We start from the raw sequence: 16,099 nt of genomic DNA, 5'->3' as shown, positions 1-16,099 counted from the left end.
ACCTCGTTTCAACGCAGATCGCCGGCAGGCGCTGCAAAACCGCGCGGGCGGCGGTTGGGTTCGGGCGGCAGCGGCCGCAGAACGGCGGCCGTCATCTGGTCGTCGCCGAAGTATTTCACCGCCACCGCCTGCACCTGCTCGGCCGTGACCGCCTGCAGCTTCGCGATGATCCGCTCGCTGGCGTCCAGCGGCAGGCCCTGCACCCAGTTGCTGCCGAGCTCGCGGGCCTGGGCCATCACCGAATCGAGCTTGTAGGTCTCGCTCGCCACCCACTGGGTCTTGACGCGGGCCAGTTCGGCCGCGCCGACGCCCTCGCGCGCCACCTTGGCGACCTCGGCGCGCAGCGCGGCCTCCACGGCCTCGGGCGTCTTGCCGGCGGCTGGCACGCCGTCGAGCCCGAAGATCTGCGGCCCGCGGCCGATGAAGCCTGCATAGGCGCCGGCCGAATCGGCCACGCGGTCGGGCCCCTGCGTCAGGGCGCGGTCGAGCCGGGCACCGGGATAGCCGTCGAGCAGGGCCGCCAGCACCACCAGCGCATAGGCGTCGCTGTCGGCCGCGGCGCCGAAAGCGTCGCCGGTCGCGATCTGCGGCGCGCGGAAGGCCAGCGACACATAGGCCTGCTCGGCCGGCGCCTTGAATTCGACCCGGCGCACGCCGCGCTGCGCCGGCTCGGTGCGCGGCTTGCGCTCCGGCACGGCGCGGGCCGGGATCGAGCCGTAGTATTTCTCGGCCCAGGCCCGCACCTGGTCGACATCGACGTCGCCGGCCACCACGATCGCCGCATTGGACGGCACGTACCAGCGCTGGAAGAAGGCGCGGGCATCGGCCGGCGTCATCGCTTCGAGGTCGCTCATCCAGCCGACCACCGGGCGGTGGTAGGGCGAGGCGGTGAAGATCGCCGCGTTCTGCTGTTCGCCGAGCAGCGCCCGCGGCTGGTCGTCGGTGCGCATCCGGCGCTCCTCCTTGACGACCTCGATCTCGCGCTTGAATTCGTCGTCGGGCCACTGGCTGCTGGCGAAGCGGTCGGATTCGAGCTTCATCACCTGCTCCAGCTGGCCGGCCGGAATCTGCTGGTAGTAGCCGGTGTAGTCGCGGGTGGTGAAGGCGTTCTCGCGCCCGCCGAGCGCAGCCACGCGGCGCGAGAACTCGCCCGGCTTGAGCTGCTTGCTGCCCTTGAACATCATGTGCTCGAGCACGTGGGCGACGCCCGAAGTGCCGTCGACCTCGTCGACCGACCCGACCCGGACCCAGAGCATCTGGACCGCGGTCGGCGCCCGGCGGTCGGGCTTGACGATCAGGGTCATGCCGTTGGAAAGCGTGAATTGCCGGGCCGGAACCGGCGCCGTGGGCGCGGCCGTCTCGGCGGTGGGCGAATGGGCGGACTGGGCCAGCGCAGGCAGGCTCGGCAGTGCCAACAGCACCGAAGCCAGCACCGCGACCGACGCAGCGCGGCGTGGCAAAGGGTGTTTCATAGAATGGCTCGGATTGTAAAAAGCGCCCAATGTTCAGTTTCTTCAAGAAAAAACCTGCGGTCGAGAGCCCGGCGCCGGCTCCGGAGCCGGCGGCCCCGCCGGCCGAATCGCCCGCGCCCGCCCCCAAATCGGTCTTTTCGCCCTCCAGCTGGTTCGGCGGCAAGGCGGCGCCTGTGGTGGAGCCGCCGCCGCCAGCCCCCGTGGCTGCGCCGACACCTCCTGCCCCCGTCGCGGTGCCGGCCCCGGTGCCCGCGCCTTCCGCGGCTCCGCCGGCCCTGCCCGCTGCGTTGCCGCCGGTGCCCGAATCGCCCCCGCCTCCACCACCTCCCCCTCACCCTCCCGCGCCAGCGGCCGAACCCGCGCGCAGCGGCTGGCTCGGCAAGCTCAAGAACGGTCTGCGCAAGACCGGCAACAGCATCGCCGCCACTTTCGTCAACGCCCAGATCGACGACGCACTCTACGAAGAACTCGAGGAAGCGCTGCTGATGGCCGACACCGGGGTCAAGGCCACCGAGCACCTGCTCGAAGACCTGCGCCGCCGCGTCAAGAGCACCATGGCGAGCGACGCGGCACAGGTCAAGCTGCTGCTGGCGGACGCCATCGCCGACCTGCTGCGCCCGCTGGAGAAATCGCTGGTCATCGGCGAGCACACGCCGACCGTGATCATGGTCGCCGGCGTCAACGGCGCCGGCAAGACCACCTCGATCGGCAAGCTCACCAAGCACCTGGCCAACGAGGGTGCCTCGGTGCTGCTGGCGGCGGCCGACACCTTCCGCGCCGCGGCGCGCGAGCAGTTGCTGGTCTGGGCCGACCGCAACACGGTCGAGATCGTCAGCCAGGAGGGCGGCGACCCGGCCGCCGTGAGCTTCGACGCGGTCAATGCCGGCAAGGCGCGCGGCAAGGACGTGGTGCTGGTCGACACCGCCGGCCGGCTGCCGACCCAGATCCACCTGATGGACGAGCTCAAGAAGATCAAGCGGGTGGTAAACCGGGCCGACCCGACGGCGCCGCACGAAGTGCTGCTGGTGATCGACGGCAACACCGGCCAGAACGCGCTGGCGCAGGTCAAGTCCTTCGACGAGGCGCTGGGCCTGACCGGGCTGGTCGTGACCAAGCTCGACGGCACGGCCAAGGGCGGCGTGCTGTGCGCGATCGCGCGCGAACGGCCGATCCCGGTCTATTTCATCGGCGTCGGCGAGAAGCTCGAGGACCTGGAAACCTTCGACGCGCGCGAGTTCGCTCAGGCCCTCCTCGGCTAATTTGTGCGCCGCGGGGCGCTCTGGCATCATGGCCGGAGCCCGCCAAGAGGCCCCGGAGACCCGCATGAACACCGCCACCGCCCCCCTCGCCGGCGCCGACCGCAAGGTCGACCGCCTGCTCGCCCACTACGGCGAGAGCCACCGCAACCCGACCAACGAGGCGATCCACGTGGTCGCCATCCCGGCGATCATGGTCAGCATCGTCGGACTGCTGTTCGCTCTCCATCCCTGGGTGGCCTATGCCTTCGTGGCGGCCAGCGCGGTCTATTACGTCGGGCTGCGGGCGCCGGTCTTCCTGGTGGCGATGCTCGCGGCCACTGCCGCCACCCTGGCGCTCGTTCACGCGATGGGGGACCTTGTGCTGCCGATTTCCGCCGCCATCTTCGTGGTGGCCTGGATCTTCCAGTTCATCGGCCACAAGATCGAAGGGCGGAAACCTTCCTTCTTCGAGGACATCCAATACCTCTGGGTCGGCCCTTTGTTCGTGCTGTCGCTGCTTTTTTCTCGCCTCGGCATTCGCTGGTAGGCGCGGGAAAAGGCTATCGCCCCCATAGAAAATAGGTGGGAACCCTTAGCTTAGCACTCCCTCCAACCGAGTGCTAATATGGCCATGAAAGAAGGAGTTCCCCGAATGACAACACTGTCTGGAGCCTCTGCCAACCAGCTCGCCGTCGCCAATCCGTGGTCGATGGTCCCGCCGCTGGGTAACTTGGACGCCTACATCTCGGCAGCCAACCGCCTGCCGTTGCTCACGCTCGAAGAAGAGCAGGGCTTTGCGCGCAAATTGCGCGACAACAACGATCTCGAAGCTGCTGGTGCRCTTATCTTGTCGCATCTGCGCCTTGTTGTGTCTATCTCCCGCCAATATCTGGGCTACGGGCTGCCGCACGGCGACCTGATCCAGGAAGGCAATGTCGGCCTCATGAAGGCCGTGAAACGCTTCGATCCCGACCAGGGCGTCCGGCTGGTGAGCTACGCCATGCACTGGATCAAGGCCGAGATCCACGAGTACATCCTGAAGAACTGGCGCATGGTCAAGGTCGCGACGACCAAGGCCCAGCGCAAGCTGTTCTTCAACCTGCGCTCCATGAAACAGGGTTTCAAGGCCGATTCGGCCGCCGCCGATGCGGGCACCCACCGCGAGACGCTGAGCCCTGACGAGGTGTCGCAGATGGCCACCCGGCTCAACGTGAAGCCCGAGGAAGTGCTCGAGATGGAAACCCGGCTCTCGGGCGGCGACGTGCTGCTCGACCCGAGCCCGTCCGACGACGGCGACGAAGGCTTCGGCCCGATCGCCTACCTGGCCGACGCCACGCAGGAGCCGACCGCGCAGATCGAATCGCGCCAGCGCGACCGCCTGTCGACCGACGGCATCTCGACCGCGCTCGAGGCGCTGGACGACCGCAGCCGCCGCATCGTCGAGGAGCGCTGGCTCAAGGTCAACGACGACGGTTCGGGCGGCATGACCCTGCACGACCTGGCCGCGGTCTATGGCGTGAGCGCCGAGCGCATCCGACAGATCGAGGTCGCCGCGATGAAGAAGATGAAGAAGGCCCTGGCCGAATACGCCTGAGCGCCTCCGCCCCCCGAAACAAGCCCGGCCCGCGCCGGGCTTTTCGTTGTCAGGCCGCTTCTTCGGGCGGCCGCCTGGCCAGCGTGCGCAAGGCCCGGCGCGCGATGTAGCGGGTTTCGGCGGCATCGCTGTCGGCCAGCCAGCGCTCGCAGGTGGCTTCGACCCAGTCCGGCTGGGTCCGGCTGGCATCGTTGAGCCAGTTGGCGACCGAGTTCTGGACGTAGCGGCTGGGGTCGGCGCGCAGCGGCTCCAGCAGCGGCAGGGCCAGCCAGGGCTCGGCCTTGAGCCGCTCGATCTGGGGGCACCAGACCCCGCGCGGACGGGTCAGCTCGCTGGCGAAGCGGCGGATGTTCGGATCGGGATCGGCGGTCCAGGGCTGGAGCAGGGCCAGCGCCTGATCGAGCGCGCGGATGGTCGCCTCGCGCACCCCCATCCAGGCCATCTCGCGGACGCCGAAATGCGGATCGGCGGCAAAGCGGCGCACCGCCGCCAGCTGCTCGGGCAGCGCGAGCCCCGACATCGGGAGCCACTGGGTCGCCCAGCAGCGCGCCACGTCGCTCGCATGGGTGGCCAGGCGGTGGGCCACGGCATCGCGCTCCGGGTGGGCGCCGGCCAGGTCGTAGAACGCCCGGGCGATGTGGCCGTGGCGCTGCATCGGCTTGAAGGCGGGCAGCATGGCGCAGGTGTCGGCCAGCCGTTCGCTGGCCGGGTCGAGCCCGATCTGCGCTGCCACGCTGCGCGCCAGCCGCGGCAGCTCCAGCGCCATGAATTCGTTGAGGTTGACGGTCTCGAGCAGGCCGTCGTTGAGCGCGTCCAGCACCTCGGGCGGGATCAACGCGATACGGAAGGCGCCCTTGCGCTGCTTCAGGTGGTCGACCGACGCCACGGGTTCAGGATTTGAGCAGGGTCTTGAGGTCCGACACCATCGGGGCCACGCCGGCGCCGTAGCGCGCGTACAGCCGCAACCGGCCCTGCGGGTCGTAGACGAAGCTGGCCGCCGAGTGGTCCATCGAATAGCTGGTCGGCGTCTTGCCCTCGACCTTCTTGAAGTAGACCTTGAAGTCCTTGGCCACCGCGGCGAGCTGGTCCGACGTCGGGATCAGCGCCACGAACGACGGGTCGAAGGCGCCCATGTAGGCCTTCATGACCTCGGGCGTGTCGCGCGCCGGGTCGACCGTGACGAACACCACCTGCAACTTGTCGCCATCGGCGCCCAGCTGCTGCTTGACCTGCGCCATCTCGCTCATGGTGGTCGGGCAGACGTCGGGGCACTGCGCGTAGCCGAAGAAGAGCACCACCGCCTTGCCCTTGAAATCGGCCAGGGTGCGGACCTTGCCGTCGGCATCGGTCAGCGAGAAGTCGCGGGCATAGTCGGCGCCCGTGATGTCGACCGCATTGAAGCTGGGCTTGGCCTCGGTGCAGCCCGCGAGCTGGACACCCGCGGCCGCGGCGACGCCGACCCAGGCCAGGGTCCGGAGTGCTTGGCGCTTGTTCATGGATTCGGTCATTGGAGGTAGTGGTCGACCAGCAGCGCCGCGAACAGCACGCTCAGGTGGATCAGTGAAAAGCGAAAGGTCTTGCGCGCCAGCGCGTCGGAATAGTTCCGCCACAGCGCGAAGGCATAGCCGGTGAAGCCGATGCTGACGCCGATCGCGACCACCAGATAGAGCCAGCCGCTCATGCCGTAGATGAAGGGCATCAGGCAGGCGGCGAAGAGGATGAATGTGTAGAGCAGCACCTGCAGCCGCGTGAACTCGTTGCCGTGGGTCACGGGCAGCATCGGCAGGCCGGCCTTGCGGTAGTCCTCGACCCGGTACAGGGCCAGGGCCCAGAAGTGCGGCGGCGTCCACAGAAAGATGATCAGGAACAGGATCAGCGCCTCGGGGCCGACGTCGCCGGTCATCGCGGCCCAGCCCAGCACCGGCGGCATCGCGCCCGAGGCGCCGCCGATCACGATGTTCTGCGGCGTCAGCGGCTTCAGGATGACGGTGTAGACCACCGCGTAGCCGACGAAGGTGGCGAAGGTCAGCCACATGGTCAGCGGGTTCACGGTGAACCACAGCAGCGCCGAGCCGGCAGCGCAGAGCGCGGCCGAGAAGATCAGCGCCTGCTTGTCGCTCAGTTGCCCGCGCGCCGTCGGCCGCCAGGCGGTGCGCTTCATCTTGGCGTCGATGCCCTTCTCGACCAGGCAGTTGAAGGCGGCCGCCGCGCCGGCAACCAGCCAGATCCCGAGGCAGGCGAGTGCGCCCTGCTGCAGATCGGCCAGCGACGGCACGCCGGGCACCGCGAGCACCATGCCGATCAGGGCGCAGAAGACGATCAGTTGCACCACCCGCGGCTTGGTCAGCGCATAGAACTGGCGCAGCACGCTGGCGGTGGTCGGGGCGGGAACAGACACGGGGGCGCTCATCGGGCCACCTCCATTTTGGGAACACGGGCGCCGGCGCCGGCCGCGCTGCGCGCGCCTTCGCGACGGCTTTCGCAGAGGGTCCAGGTCAGCACCACCGCGAGCGCGGCGGCGCCGCCGGTGTGGAGCAGGGCCGCCGCGAGCGGCCAGCCGAGCAGCACGTTGCCGAGGCCGCTGGCGAGCTGCAGCAGCGCCAGGCCAGCCAGCCACCGCGATTGGGCACGCAGCGGCCGGATGCGGCGCAGCCGCCAGGCCAGCAGCCCGATGGCGACGAACACGAGGTAGGCCATCAGGCGGTGCACGTAGTGGATGGCGGTGAGCGCCGCGAAATCGATCGGGCTGCCGGCGGCGGTCTCGCCCAGGTGGCGCCAGACCTGGAAGCCCTGGGCGAAGTCCATCGGCGGCCACCAGCTGTCCTGGCAGGTCGGGAACTGGCTGCAGGCCAGCACCGCATAGTTCGTGCTGACCCAGCCGCCCAGGGCGATCTGCAGCGCGAGCAAGGCGGTGGTGGCGACAAGAAGGCCGCGCAGCGGCGACGGCAGGGGCGTCGGCAGGCGCTGCGTCGCCGCCTGCTGGTAGCGCACGGCCTGGATGCACAGCAGCGCCAGCAGCACCACGGCGCCCATCAGGTGCAGCGTCACGATGGCCGGGAACAGCTTCCAGGTGACGGTCAGGGCACCGAAGGCGCCCTGCAGGCAGACCCAGGCCAGCGTGGCCGCGGGCCACCAGGCGCTGAGCGCACGCTCGCCGCGGTGGTCGGGCCGGCGTTGGCGGCGGCGCGCGACCCAGGTCGCGATCGCCAGCACCAGGATCAGGAAGCCGACCCCGGTGGCGAGGTAGCGGTGGACCATCTCGACCCAGGCCTTGCTGTGCGTCACCGGCCCGGTCGGCTGGGCGGCCTGCGCCATCGCGATGTCGTGCCGGGCACCGACCGGGCTGGCGTTGCCGTAGCAGCCGGGCCAGTCGGGGCAGCCCAGGCCCGAATCGCTCAGGCGGGTGAAGGCGCCGAACAGGGTCAGGTCGAAGGTCAGGAACAGGGTCAGGACGGTCAGCGCATGCAGCCGGCGCGCGGCAGCGGCGCCGGCGTTGCGGCGCCAGACCCAGACCAGCGGACCGAGAGCCAGCAGGACGCCGACCGCCAGCAGCCAGGCGATCGGCTTGAGGTCGTAGAGCGAGGTCGTGTCCATGGCGTTGATCAGCGGCCGGCTTCGTCCCACGAAGACGAGGCGCGCAGCAGCCGGTCGAGGTCGCGCTTGCCGCGGCTGGCGCCGGCGGCGTCCATGCGGGCCGGGAACCGCATCATCAGGTTGCCCAGCGGATCGACCACGAAGAGGTGCTCCGCCGGCGCATGGCCGGCGGCAGCCGGCAGCCACTTGGCGATCTCGGCCGCCGGCAGGCGCAGCACGGTGGCGCCGCGCAGGCCGTTGGCGAGCCGCTCGGGCAGCGGCTTGTCGTCGCTGACCAGCCAGACGCGGTCGAGCCGGTCCTTTTCGCGCCCGAGGCTCTCGCGCAGCTGGCGCTGCAGGTACAGCTGTTGTTCGCAGAGCGCATCGCAGCCGGCATCGGCCACGGTCAGCAGCAGCCACTGGCCCTTGAGCGAGGGCAGGCGCTGGGTGGTGCCGTCCGGCAGCGTCGCCGCGATGTTCGGCAGCGGACGCTGCGGGTCGATCAGCTCGCCGTAGACGCTGCGGCTTTCGGGGCGCACCACGTAGTAGGTGAAGTAGGAGGCGATCACCGGGGCCGCGCAGCACAGCAGCACGAAGATCATCTTCCAGCGGCCCTGGACCGTGCGCCGGCCCTCGGCGCCCGCCAGGGCCTGGCGCGGCGACGGCATCGAATGCACGGTCAGGCCGAGCGGCTCGTCAGCCGCGGCGGGCAAGGCGTGCACGGCGGAAGGGGGCGATGAGTTGGAACCAGACATAGAGGAGTACCACGAGGGCCGCGAGGCCGAACCACTGGAATGCGTAGCCGTAGTGCTTTTCGACCCCCAGCGCGGGGGCCGGCCAGTCGCGCTGCAAGCCCTCGGAGGCCGGACCGGTCTGCTGCAGGGAAACGTCGGTCCGCAGGGGCAGGCCGGTTTCGGCGCGGAACGCTTCCAGGGCGAGATTCTGCCGGATGCGCGAAGACCCCACGGAATCGGGCGTGGCCGCGGCCGTCGGGGCGGCCGGGGACGAAGCGGCCGGCGCGGGCGCTGCCGCGCCATCGCCCTTGCCCAGCTCCAGCAAATGGGCGGGCGGCGGCGCGATCCGGGCCGTCACCTCGACCAGGCCGCTCGGCGTCTCGATCGGCTCCAGCTTGGCGCGGTCGGTGAAATTGCGCTGGATCCAGCCGCGCTGGATCAGGACCGTCTGCTCGGTGCCTTCGAGCGCGAAGGGCGTCAGCACGTAGAAGCCCGGCACGCCATGCATCTGCCGGTTGTCGAGATAGATGGTGTGCGGGGCCAGCCAGAGCCCGCGCAGGCGCACTGGCCGGTGCATCGCGGTGGTCGCGTCGGCGAGCGCCAGGAAGGCCTGCGGGTCGAGCGGCGGCAGGTTCTCCTGGGCCTCGATCTCAGCCTGGAGGGCCTCTTTCTGGGCCGCGCGAGACAACTGCCAGCGGCCGAGCGAGACGGTGGCGGCGAGGATCAGCAGGGCGACCGCGGTGATGAACCAGAAGCGGCCGGCACGGCGGGGACGAGAGGTCTGGAGCGGTTGCGCATTCACGGCAGGAGGCGGCGCTGGCGGCCGATAATGGGGGTCATGAAATATCTGGTCGCCCTCGCCTTCCTGGGCATCCTGGCGAGTCTCGCAGTGGCGCTGTTCTTCATGCTGAGGGACGGGCGCAACGGCCGCGGCAAGAGCGGCGGCATGGTGCGCGCGCTCACGGTTCGGATCGGGTTGTCGGTGCTTTTGTTCCTCTGCGTGCTCCTCGCGTGGAAACTCGGCTACATCCAGCCAGGGGGCCTCCCGATCGGCAAGTAGGTGGTGCTCGTTCCACGAGATCCATGAAAAAAGCGCCTTGCGGCGCTTTTTTGTCGTGCCGTCGCCGATGCTCAAAGCCAATAGACCAGGAAATAGAGGCCGAGCCACACCACGTCGACGAAGTGCCAGTACCAGGCGGCGCCTTCGAAGCCGAAGTGGCGTTCGGGCGTGAAGTGGCCGCGGCGCAGCCGCATGGTGATGAAGAACAGCATCAGCATGCCGATGAACACGTGCAGGCCGTGGAAGCCGGTCAGCATGAAGAAGGTGGAGCCGTAGGCGCCGGAGCTGAGCTTGAGGTTCAGTTCGGTGTACAGGTGGTGGTATTCGTAGCCCTGGACGCACAGGAAGGTGAAGCCCAGCAGCACGGTCAGCCACATGAAGCGCACGCTCTGCGCGCGATGGCCGGCACGCAGCGCGTGGTGGGCGATGGTCAGCGTGACGCCGGAACTCAGCAGCAGCGCGGTGTTGATGGTCGGCAGCCAGAACGGGCCGACGGTCTGGAAGGGCTCGACGATGCCGGCGGGCGAACCAGTCACGCCAGCCGCCGTGGTCGGCCAGACGGCCTTGAAGTCGGGCCACAGCAGCGCGTTGTCGAGGCTGCCGAGCGCCGGCAGCGCGTGGGTGCGGGCCCACCACAGCGCGGTGAAGAAGGCGCCGAAGAACATCACTTCGGAGAAGATGAACCAGCTCATGCTCCAGCGGAACGATAGGTCGACCTTGTGGCCGTACAGGCCGCCTTCGCTTTCGCGGATCGAGGCGCTGAACCAGACGTAGAGCGTGCCGAGCCAGATGATCATGCCGGCCAGCAGCGACCACATGCCCCACTGGTGGCCGTTGATCCACTGGGCCGCGCCCAGGATGACGAAGAGCAGGCCGGTCGCGGCCATGACCGGGAAGGCCGATGGCCCGGGCACGAAGTAGTAAGGCGTGGTGCCGTGGGTGGTTGAGCTCATTTCAGGTCCTGGTTTTCTTCTCTAGCTTCGATTTCTGTGGGATCTTGATTCAGGAGGCGGCCACCCAGCGCACCAGCAGGATCAGCGCGGCCACGAACAGCGCCACGGCGACGAAGGCGACCGCGATGATGTGCAGGGGATTGAGCTTCGCGAGGTCGTCTTGGTAGCCGCTGTTCTTGCGGATGCCGAAGAACGACCAGCAGACTGCCCTCACGGTCTGCCACAGCGAAGCCTTGCGAGACAACGGCGCGACGCTCACGAACGCGGCTCCGTTGCAGGCACGGCCAGCGCGCCGTTGGCGGCCACCGGGGCCGGAGGGGTCTTGCCGCCGACCTCGAAGAAGGTGTACGACAGCGTGATCGTCTTGACGTCCTTGGAGATCTTCGGATCGATCACGAAGGCGACCGGCCACTCTTTCTTTTCGCCTGGGTCGAGCGTGTACTGGTTGAAGCAGAAGCACTCGAGCTTGTTGAAGTAGGGTGCGGCCTGCTGCGGCGCGTAGCTCGGGATCGCCTGCGCCGCCATCCGGCGGTTCTGGACGTTCTGGAACTCGTACATGACGGTGTTGAGCTGGCCCGGGTGCACTTCCATCGAACGCTGGGCGGGCTTGAAGTCCCAGAGGCCGCGCACGTTGGCGTCGAACTCGACCGTGATGGTGCGGCTCATGTCGACCTGGGTGTTGTCGGGCACGCGCACCTGGTCGCCGCCGCTGGCGCCGCCCGGCACCTGGAGCTCGGACAGTGCCAGGATGTTGATGCCGGTCATTTCGCAGATCGCGCGGTACATCGGCACCAGTGCATAGCCGAAGCCGAACATGCCGGCCGCGACCACGGCCAGCTTGCCGACCATGCGGACGTTCTCGCGGCGGATGCGTTGACCGATGCCCATGCCGTGCCCTCGTTGCGGCCTAGCGGCCGATCCAGACCATGCGGACGATGAATCCGACGAAGAACAGCAGCGCGATGGAGGCCAGCGTCAGCCCCATGCGGCGGTTGTTCCTTTTCTGCTCGGGCGTCATGTCGAGGCGCGCTTCAGCCGATCACCTTGGTCGCGGTGGGGTCCAGCCGCGGCGGGGTCTCGAAGGTGTGGAACGGCGCCGGCGAGGGGACTTCCCACTCGAGGCCTTCGGCCGCTTCCCACGGCTTCTGCGGGGCCTTCTCGCCCTTGCCGAGCATGGTCGGCAGCACGATGAAGAAGAAGAAGTACACCTGCGCCAGGCCGAAGGCGAAGGCGCCGACGCTGGCCACCGCATTGAAGTCGGCGAACTGCATCGGGTAGTCGGCATAGCGGCGCGGCATGCCCGCCAGGCCCAGGAAGTGCATCGGGAAGAAGGTGATGTTGAACGAGATCAGCGACCACCAGAAGTGGACCTTGCCGCGGGTCTCGTTGTACATCACGCCGGTCCACTTGGGCGCCCAGTAGTAGTAGCCCGCGAACATCGCGTAGAGCGAGCCGGCCACCAGCACGTAGTGGAAGTGGGCGACGACGTAGTAGGTGTCTTGCAGCTGGGTGTCGATCGGCGCGACCGCCAGGATCAGGCCGGTGAAGCCGCCCATCGTGAACACGAAGATGAAGCCGACCGCGAACAGCATCGGCGTCTCGAAGGTCATCGAGCCCTGCCACATGGTGGCGACCCAGTTGAAGATCTTCACGGCCGTGGGCACGGCGATCAGCATGGTCGCGTACATGAAGAACAGCTGGCCGGTGAGCGGCATGCCGGTCGTGAACATGTGGTGCGCCCAGACGATGAACGACAGGATCGCGATCGACGAGGTGGCGTACACCATCGAGGCGTAGCCGAACAGCTTCTTGCGCGAGAAGGCCGGCACGATCTGGCTGATGATGCCGAAGGCCGGCAAGATCATGATGTAGACCTCGGGGTGGCCGAAGAACCAGAAGATGTGCTGGTACATCACCGGATCGCCGCCGCCGGCGGGGTTGAAGAAGCTGGTGCCGAAGTGGCGGTCGGTCAGCGTCATCGTGATGGCGCCGGCGAGCACCGGCATCACGGCGATCAGCAGGTAGGCGGTGATGAGCCAGGTCCAGCAGAACATCGGCATCTTCATGAGCGTCATGCCGGGGGCGCGCATGTTGAGGATGGTGACGATGATGTTGATCGAGCCCATGATCGACGAGGCGCCCATGATGTGCATCGCGAAGATGCCGGCGTCCATCGAGGGGCCCATCTGCAAGGTGAGCGGCGCGTAGAGCGTCCAGCCCGCGGCCGGTGCGCCGCCGGGCATGAAGAACGAACCGACCAGCATCAGCGCCGCCGGGATCAGCAGCCAGAAGCTGAAGTTGTTCATGCGCGCGAAGGCCATGTCGGATGCGCCGATCTGCAGCGGGATCATCCAGTTCGCGAAGCCCACGAAGGCCGGCATGATGGCGCCGAACACCATGATCAGGCCGTGCATGGTGGTGAACTGGTTGAACAGTTCGGGGTTGACCAGCTGCAGGCCGGGCTGGAACAGTTCGGCGCGGATCAGCAGCGCGAGCACGCCGCCGACCATCAGCATGGTGAACGAGAACAGCAGGTACAGCGTGCCGATGTCCTTGTGGTTGGTCGCGAACACCCAGCGGCGCCAGCCGGCCGGTGCGCCGTGGTGGTCGTCGTGGGCATGGTCGTCGTGACCTGGTGCGTGGCCGTGGGGGTCGAGGACTGCGCTCATCTTGGTTTTCCTTGCAAACTCTACGTGGGCGCCGGCTTACTTGGCCTTGGCGCGCTCGGCCAGCACTTCGGAGGGCTGCACCAGCTGGCCGGTCTTGTTCGACCAGGCGTTCTTGGTGAAGCTCACCACGGCCGCGATGTCGGTGTCGCTCAGCTGCTTCCAGGCCGGCATCGCGCCGTTGTTCTGGCCGTTGAGCACCACGTGGAGCTGCTTCTGGTGGTCGGCGTCGAGGACGGTCGGCGAACCGTCGAGCGCCTTGATCGGGCCGGCACCGCGGCCGTTGGCCTGGTGGCAGGCCGCGCAGTTGGCCGCATAGACCTTCTCGCCGCGGGCCAGCATGTCGGGCAGGGTCCAGACCTTGGTCGGGTCGTCCTGCTTGGCGGCGGCTTCCTTGCGCTTGGCATCGACCCAGGCGGTGTAGTCGGCCGCGGCCAGCACCTTCACGTGGATCGGCATGTAGGCGTGTTCCTTGCCGCAGAGCTCCTGGCACTGGCCGTAGTAGTCGCCGACCTTCTCGGCCCGGAACCAGGTGTCGCGCACGAAGCCGGGGATCGCATCCTGCTTGACGCCGAGCTGCGGCACCGCGAAGGCGTGGATCACGTCGTTGGCGGTGGTGATGATGCGGATCTTGGCGTTGACCGGCACCACCAGCGGGTTGTCGACCTTCAGCAGGTAGTCGTCGGGCATCTCGCCGCGGGCGCCGGCGTTCGACATCGCGCGCTGCGAGCTGTCGAGCGTCGAGATGAAGGACAGGCCCTCGCCCTCGCCCTTCAGGTAGTCGTAGCCCCACTTCCACTGGTAGCCGGTGGTCTTGATGGTGAGGTCGGAGTTGGTGGTGTCTTTCTGGGCCACCAGCACCCGGGTCGCCGGCAGCGCCATCAGGATCACGATCAGGAAGGGCACGATGGTCCAGATCACCTCGACCACCACCGATTCATGGAAGTTGGCGGCCTTGTGGCCGACCGACTTGCGGTGCTTCCAGATCGAATAGAACATGACCGCGAAGACGGCCACGAAGATGACCGTGCACAGCACCATCATCACCGTGTGCAGGAAGTGCTGCTCCTGGGAGATCTTGGTCACGCCGATGGGCAGGTTCAACTGACGAACCGACGGACCGCCGGGCAGGTCGTTGACTGCGTGCGCCGCGCCGCTGAACGCCGCGCCGGCCGCCAGCAGCAGATTCGCCGGCCAGATCTTGTTCCGCCAATTGCTCTTCATCGTGTTCACTTCTTCATTTTCCTGTTAACCCCACCGGTCCCCACGGTGCGTCATTGCGCGCGCCCCCTCAGGCGGCCCGCAATGCCATGCGAATCTCGCGCGCCAGCGCCGCGCGCAACTCCGGACGCACATAGCGCCCCACCCTGACCGAACGACCCTGACCCGAGACCTCGATCAGCGAACGATCGCTGGCCTGGGGCTCGACCCGCACCTGGTGCGGCAAGAATTCCGTGCGCTCGTAGTGCCCGCCGTTCTCGAGTTCGACCACCAGCCTGCCGCCCTGCAAGGCGATCTTCTCGCCATCGGTCGCGTGCCGCGCATAAAGCACGAACGCGAACCCGACCGCGGCGAGTTCGAGCCACGCGAACGGCAACACGAGCCGCGCGCCGTTCAGCCAGAAGACCGTCCCGATGCCGAGCGACACCACGCAGAGCGACGCGTAGAGCCAGCCGAGCTGGCTCGGCGTGACCGAGCAGTTGCGCTTCAGGAACCAGTGGATGCTCTGGCCAGAAACAGTGGCAAAACGAAACACGGAATTCGACACGGGCGAGTTCAGCAAATCGGTGCGTCGACGACTGTCAAAAATGAATCGGACAGGCCTCGATCACGGGACAATACCCGGGAGTTCACGCAGCGCCGAATTGTAGCGGGTCAACCGAGCGGGCCTCAGTTGCCTACACGACCTCGCTGCAGCATGGAACGCATTTCCCGCAAGGACACTGCACTTTCCGCAGACAGCGCGACACGGGGGGTCGGTTTGAAGGCATGCCCGTAGATGATCTCGAAGGTCAGCCCGATCCGCCCGCCGCCCTCCTCGGCAGGCGCCAGCTCGGGCAGGGCGGCGCCGAGCGCGCGGCGCCAGTCCCTGCCGCGCAAGGCCGGAAAGCGAGCCGGATGCAAGTTGCGCCCCAGGGTGCGCAGCTCGGCCAGGGCGGCGTCGGGGCTGGTCCAGGTCAGCACGATGCGCTCCATGTCCATCACCGGTTCGGCGAACCCGGCGCCGACCAGCATGTCGCCCCAGTCGTGCATGTCGGTGAACTCGTGGCTGGCCGGCGGCCAGCCGAGCTGCCGGTGCAGGGCCCGCAGTTCCATCAGCGTGTCGGGCCCGAAGCAGGAGAACATCAGGAAGCCGTCGGTGGCGACCCCCCGGTGCCAATGCGCGATCAGCGCCTGCGGGTCGGCCGCCATGTGCAGCGCCATGTTGGCCCACAGCAGGTCGACGCCGTCCTCGGGCGGCGGATCGAAGCTGGGCCGGGCGCCCTGCCAGCGGCGCGCGGTCCACCACGGCGCGGTCAGCGACCGGGCGGTGGCGGCGGCCAGCACGGGATCCGGTTCGATGACGTAGGGCGTGGCATCCCGGTAGCGGCGCGCGACCAGGCCGTGAGCCTCCAGGCCGCCGCGCAGGGGCGACCAGTCGGCCCAGTGGCGCGGCTTGGCCGTGATCCATTGCAGCCGGTCTTCCATCCGGCGGCCGATTTCCTCATGAAGCCAGGGGGATTGCGAAGCCGGCGCCAGCCGGCTCCAGCGACCGGCCGCCGTGGCATCGATGGTCGGCGGGCGCTGTGCGGAGTCGGTGGGCATGGGG

19 protein-coding genes are annotated in these 16,099 nt (G+C 68.2%); 4 read left to right on the top strand and 15 right to left on the bottom strand.

Annotated elements, in window-relative coordinates:
- Window positions 1-8 precede the first annotated feature (8 nt).
- Window positions 9-1,472, bottom strand: a complete 1,464-nt coding sequence (locus tag AC1DF3_RS18535; RefSeq protein ID WP_478140417.1) for a M16 family metallopeptidase — start codon at window positions 1,470-1,472, stop codon at window positions 9-11.
- A 29-nt stretch (window positions 1,473-1,501) separates the two neighbouring features.
- On the opposite strand from AC1DF3_RS18535, the gene ftsY reads away from it, so the two are divergent.
- The 3 genes from ftsY to rpoH all read left to right on the top strand — a co-directional run bounded on the left by ftsY (window position 1,502) and on the right by rpoH (window position 4,304).
- Window positions 1,502-2,731 carry a signal recognition particle-docking protein FtsY gene (gene ftsY, locus AC1DF3_RS18530; RefSeq protein ID WP_301807188.1) on the top strand — a complete coding sequence of 410 codons (1,230 nt, stop codon included), beginning with the start codon at window positions 1,502-1,504 and terminating at the stop codon, window positions 2,729-2,731.
- A gap of 64 nt (window positions 2,732-2,795) precedes the next feature.
- Window positions 2,796-3,257 carry an Mpo1 family 2-hydroxy fatty acid dioxygenase gene (locus AC1DF3_RS18525; protein ID WP_478140416.1) on the top strand — a complete coding sequence of 154 codons (462 nt, stop codon included), beginning with the start codon at window positions 2,796-2,798 and terminating at the stop codon, window positions 3,255-3,257.
- A 105-nt stretch (window positions 3,258-3,362) separates the two neighbouring features.
- Window positions 3,363-4,304 carry an RNA polymerase sigma factor RpoH gene (gene rpoH, locus AC1DF3_RS18520; protein ID WP_286506051.1) on the top strand — a complete coding sequence of 314 codons (942 nt, stop codon included), beginning with the start codon at window positions 3,363-3,365 and terminating at the stop codon, window positions 4,302-4,304.
- A gap of 49 nt (window positions 4,305-4,353) precedes the next feature.
- Here rpoH and AC1DF3_RS18515 read toward each other — a convergent pair whose 3' ends face one another.
- From AC1DF3_RS18515 to AC1DF3_RS18490, 6 genes are read right to left on the bottom strand one after another with little or no spacing between them, the layout of a single operon-like run.
- Window positions 4,354-5,190 carry a DNA alkylation repair protein gene (locus tag AC1DF3_RS18515; protein ID WP_478140415.1) on the bottom strand — a complete coding sequence of 279 codons (837 nt, stop codon included), beginning with the start codon at window positions 5,188-5,190 and terminating at the stop codon, window positions 4,354-4,356.
- 4 nt (window positions 5,191-5,194) lie between these two features.
- Window positions 5,195-5,800 (bottom strand): SCO family protein, encoded by a 606-nt coding sequence (locus tag AC1DF3_RS18510; protein ID WP_478140414.1) that lies wholly within the window; start codon window positions 5,798-5,800, stop codon window positions 5,195-5,197.
- A gap of 8 nt (window positions 5,801-5,808) precedes the next feature.
- The gene (gene cyoE / locus AC1DF3_RS18505; RefSeq protein ID WP_286534742.1) at window positions 5,809-6,714 is read right to left on the bottom strand and encodes a heme o synthase; all 906 of its coding nucleotides are present in this window, start codon (window positions 6,712-6,714) and stop codon (window positions 5,809-5,811) included.
- Window positions 6,711-7,898, bottom strand: a complete 1,188-nt coding sequence (locus AC1DF3_RS18500) for a COX15/CtaA family protein (RefSeq protein ID WP_478140413.1) — start codon at window positions 7,896-7,898, stop codon at window positions 6,711-6,713. Before AC1DF3_RS18500 ends, cyoE begins: the two co-directional genes overlap by 4 nt.
- Before the next feature lie 8 nt (window positions 7,899-7,906).
- Window positions 7,907-8,632 carry a thioredoxin domain-containing protein gene (locus AC1DF3_RS18495; protein ID WP_286534744.1) on the bottom strand — a complete coding sequence of 242 codons (726 nt, stop codon included), beginning with the start codon at window positions 8,630-8,632 and terminating at the stop codon, window positions 7,907-7,909.
- Complete coding sequence (locus AC1DF3_RS18490; protein WP_286534745.1) at window positions 8,574-9,413, bottom strand: SURF1 family protein; 840 nt, start codon at window positions 9,411-9,413, stop codon at window positions 8,574-8,576. Before AC1DF3_RS18490 ends, AC1DF3_RS18495 begins: the two co-directional genes overlap by 59 nt.
- Window positions 9,414-9,449: 36 nt before the next feature.
- On the opposite strand from AC1DF3_RS18490, the gene AC1DF3_RS18485 reads away from it, so the two are divergent.
- A complete protein-coding gene (locus tag AC1DF3_RS18485) occupies window positions 9,450-9,671 on the top strand; it encodes a twin transmembrane helix small protein (RefSeq protein ID WP_286534746.1) in 222 nt (73 codons plus the stop codon).
- A gap of 71 nt (window positions 9,672-9,742) precedes the next feature.
- On the opposite strand, the gene AC1DF3_RS18480 is transcribed toward AC1DF3_RS18485, so the two are convergent.
- The 8 genes from AC1DF3_RS18480 to AC1DF3_RS18445 form a co-directional block, all read right to left on the bottom strand.
- Entirely contained in the window at window positions 9,743-10,624 is an 882-nt protein-coding gene (locus AC1DF3_RS18480) for a cytochrome c oxidase subunit 3 (RefSeq protein ID WP_286534747.1), read from the bottom strand.
- 49 nt (window positions 10,625-10,673) lie between these two features.
- The gene (locus AC1DF3_RS18475; protein ID WP_286534748.1) at window positions 10,674-10,883 is read right to left on the bottom strand and encodes a DUF2970 domain-containing protein; all 210 of its coding nucleotides are present in this window, start codon (window positions 10,881-10,883) and stop codon (window positions 10,674-10,676) included.
- Window positions 10,880-11,512: a cytochrome c oxidase assembly protein gene (locus AC1DF3_RS18470; RefSeq protein ID WP_478140412.1), complete on the bottom strand. Its 633-nt coding sequence runs from the start codon at window positions 11,510-11,512 to the stop codon at window positions 10,880-10,882. The genes AC1DF3_RS18475 and AC1DF3_RS18470 overlap by 4 nt, the downstream gene beginning before the upstream one ends.
- 19 nt (window positions 11,513-11,531) lie before the next feature.
- The gene (locus AC1DF3_RS18465; protein ID WP_286525389.1) at window positions 11,532-11,642 is read right to left on the bottom strand and encodes a cytochrome oxidase small assembly protein; all 111 of its coding nucleotides are present in this window, start codon (window positions 11,640-11,642) and stop codon (window positions 11,532-11,534) included.
- Window positions 11,643-11,655: 13 nt separating this feature from the next.
- Window positions 11,656-13,293, bottom strand: coding sequence for a cytochrome c oxidase subunit I (ctaD, locus tag AC1DF3_RS18460; protein WP_286525391.1), 1,638 nt, complete (start codon window positions 13,291-13,293; stop codon window positions 11,656-11,658).
- A gap of 36 nt (window positions 13,294-13,329) precedes the next feature.
- Window positions 13,330-14,514 carry a cytochrome c oxidase subunit II gene (gene coxB, locus AC1DF3_RS18455; protein WP_286534750.1) on the bottom strand — a complete coding sequence of 395 codons (1,185 nt, stop codon included), beginning with the start codon at window positions 14,512-14,514 and terminating at the stop codon, window positions 13,330-13,332.
- Between the two features lie 67 nt (window positions 14,515-14,581).
- Complete coding sequence (locus tag AC1DF3_RS18450) at window positions 14,582-15,058, bottom strand: DUF2244 domain-containing protein (RefSeq protein ID WP_286534914.1); 477 nt, start codon at window positions 15,056-15,058, stop codon at window positions 14,582-14,584.
- A gap of 122 nt (window positions 15,059-15,180) precedes the next feature.
- A complete protein-coding gene (locus AC1DF3_RS18445) occupies window positions 15,181-16,095 on the bottom strand; it encodes a biotin synthase (RefSeq protein ID WP_478140411.1) in 915 nt (304 codons plus the stop codon).
- Between the last annotated feature and the right edge of the window lie 4 nt (window positions 16,096-16,099).

Source organism: Variovorax sp. 10N432 (assembly GCF_056394465.1).
Note: the sequence above shows the minus strand (reverse complement) of the source record. Positions and strands in the feature narration are given on the sequence as shown.

What these genes read in the sequence shown, in the direction of transcription:
- AC1DF3_RS18480 (WP_286534747.1), bottom strand. Translation starts at nt 10,624, where the DNA reads ATGAGCTCAACCACCCACGGCACCACGCCTTACTACTTCGTGCCCGGG.
- AC1DF3_RS18445 (WP_478140411.1), bottom strand. Translation starts at nt 16,095, where the DNA reads ATGCCCACCGACTCCGCACAGCGCCCGCCGACCATCGATGCCACGGCG.
- coxB (WP_286534750.1), bottom strand. Translation starts at nt 14,514, where the DNA reads ATGAAGAGCAATTGGCGGAACAAGATCTGGCCGGCGAATCTGCTGCTG.
- ftsY (WP_301807188.1), top strand. Translation starts at nt 1,502, where the DNA reads ATGTTCAGTTTCTTCAAGAAAAAACCTGCGGTCGAGAGCCCGGCGCCG.
- AC1DF3_RS18485 (WP_286534746.1), top strand. Translation starts at nt 9,450, where the DNA reads ATGAAATATCTGGTCGCCCTCGCCTTCCTGGGCATCCTGGCGAGTCTC.
- AC1DF3_RS18465 (WP_286525389.1), bottom strand. Translation starts at nt 11,642, where the DNA reads ATGACGCCCGAGCAGAAAAGGAACAACCGCCGCATGGGGCTGACGCTG.
- AC1DF3_RS18510 (WP_478140414.1), bottom strand. Translation starts at nt 5,800, where the DNA reads ATGAACAAGCGCCAAGCACTCCGGACCCTGGCCTGGGTCGGCGTCGCC.
- cyoE (WP_286534742.1), bottom strand. Translation starts at nt 6,714, where the DNA reads ATGAGCGCCCCCGTGTCTGTTCCCGCCCCGACCACCGCCAGCGTGCTG.
- AC1DF3_RS18500 (WP_478140413.1), bottom strand. Translation starts at nt 7,898, where the DNA reads ATGGACACGACCTCGCTCTACGACCTCAAGCCGATCGCCTGGCTGCTG.
- AC1DF3_RS18535 (WP_478140417.1), bottom strand. Translation starts at nt 1,472, where the DNA reads ATGAAACACCCTTTGCCACGCCGCGCTGCGTCGGTCGCGGTGCTGGCT.
- AC1DF3_RS18470 (WP_478140412.1), bottom strand. Translation starts at nt 11,512, where the DNA reads ATGGGCATCGGTCAACGCATCCGCCGCGAGAACGTCCGCATGGTCGGC.
- AC1DF3_RS18495 (WP_286534744.1), bottom strand. Translation starts at nt 8,632, where the DNA reads ATGTCTGGTTCCAACTCATCGCCCCCTTCCGCCGTGCACGCCTTGCCC.
- ctaD (WP_286525391.1), bottom strand. Translation starts at nt 13,293, where the DNA reads ATGAGCGCAGTCCTCGACCCCCACGGCCACGCACCAGGTCACGACGAC.
- AC1DF3_RS18525 (WP_478140416.1), top strand. Translation starts at nt 2,796, where the DNA reads ATGAACACCGCCACCGCCCCCCTCGCCGGCGCCGACCGCAAGGTCGAC.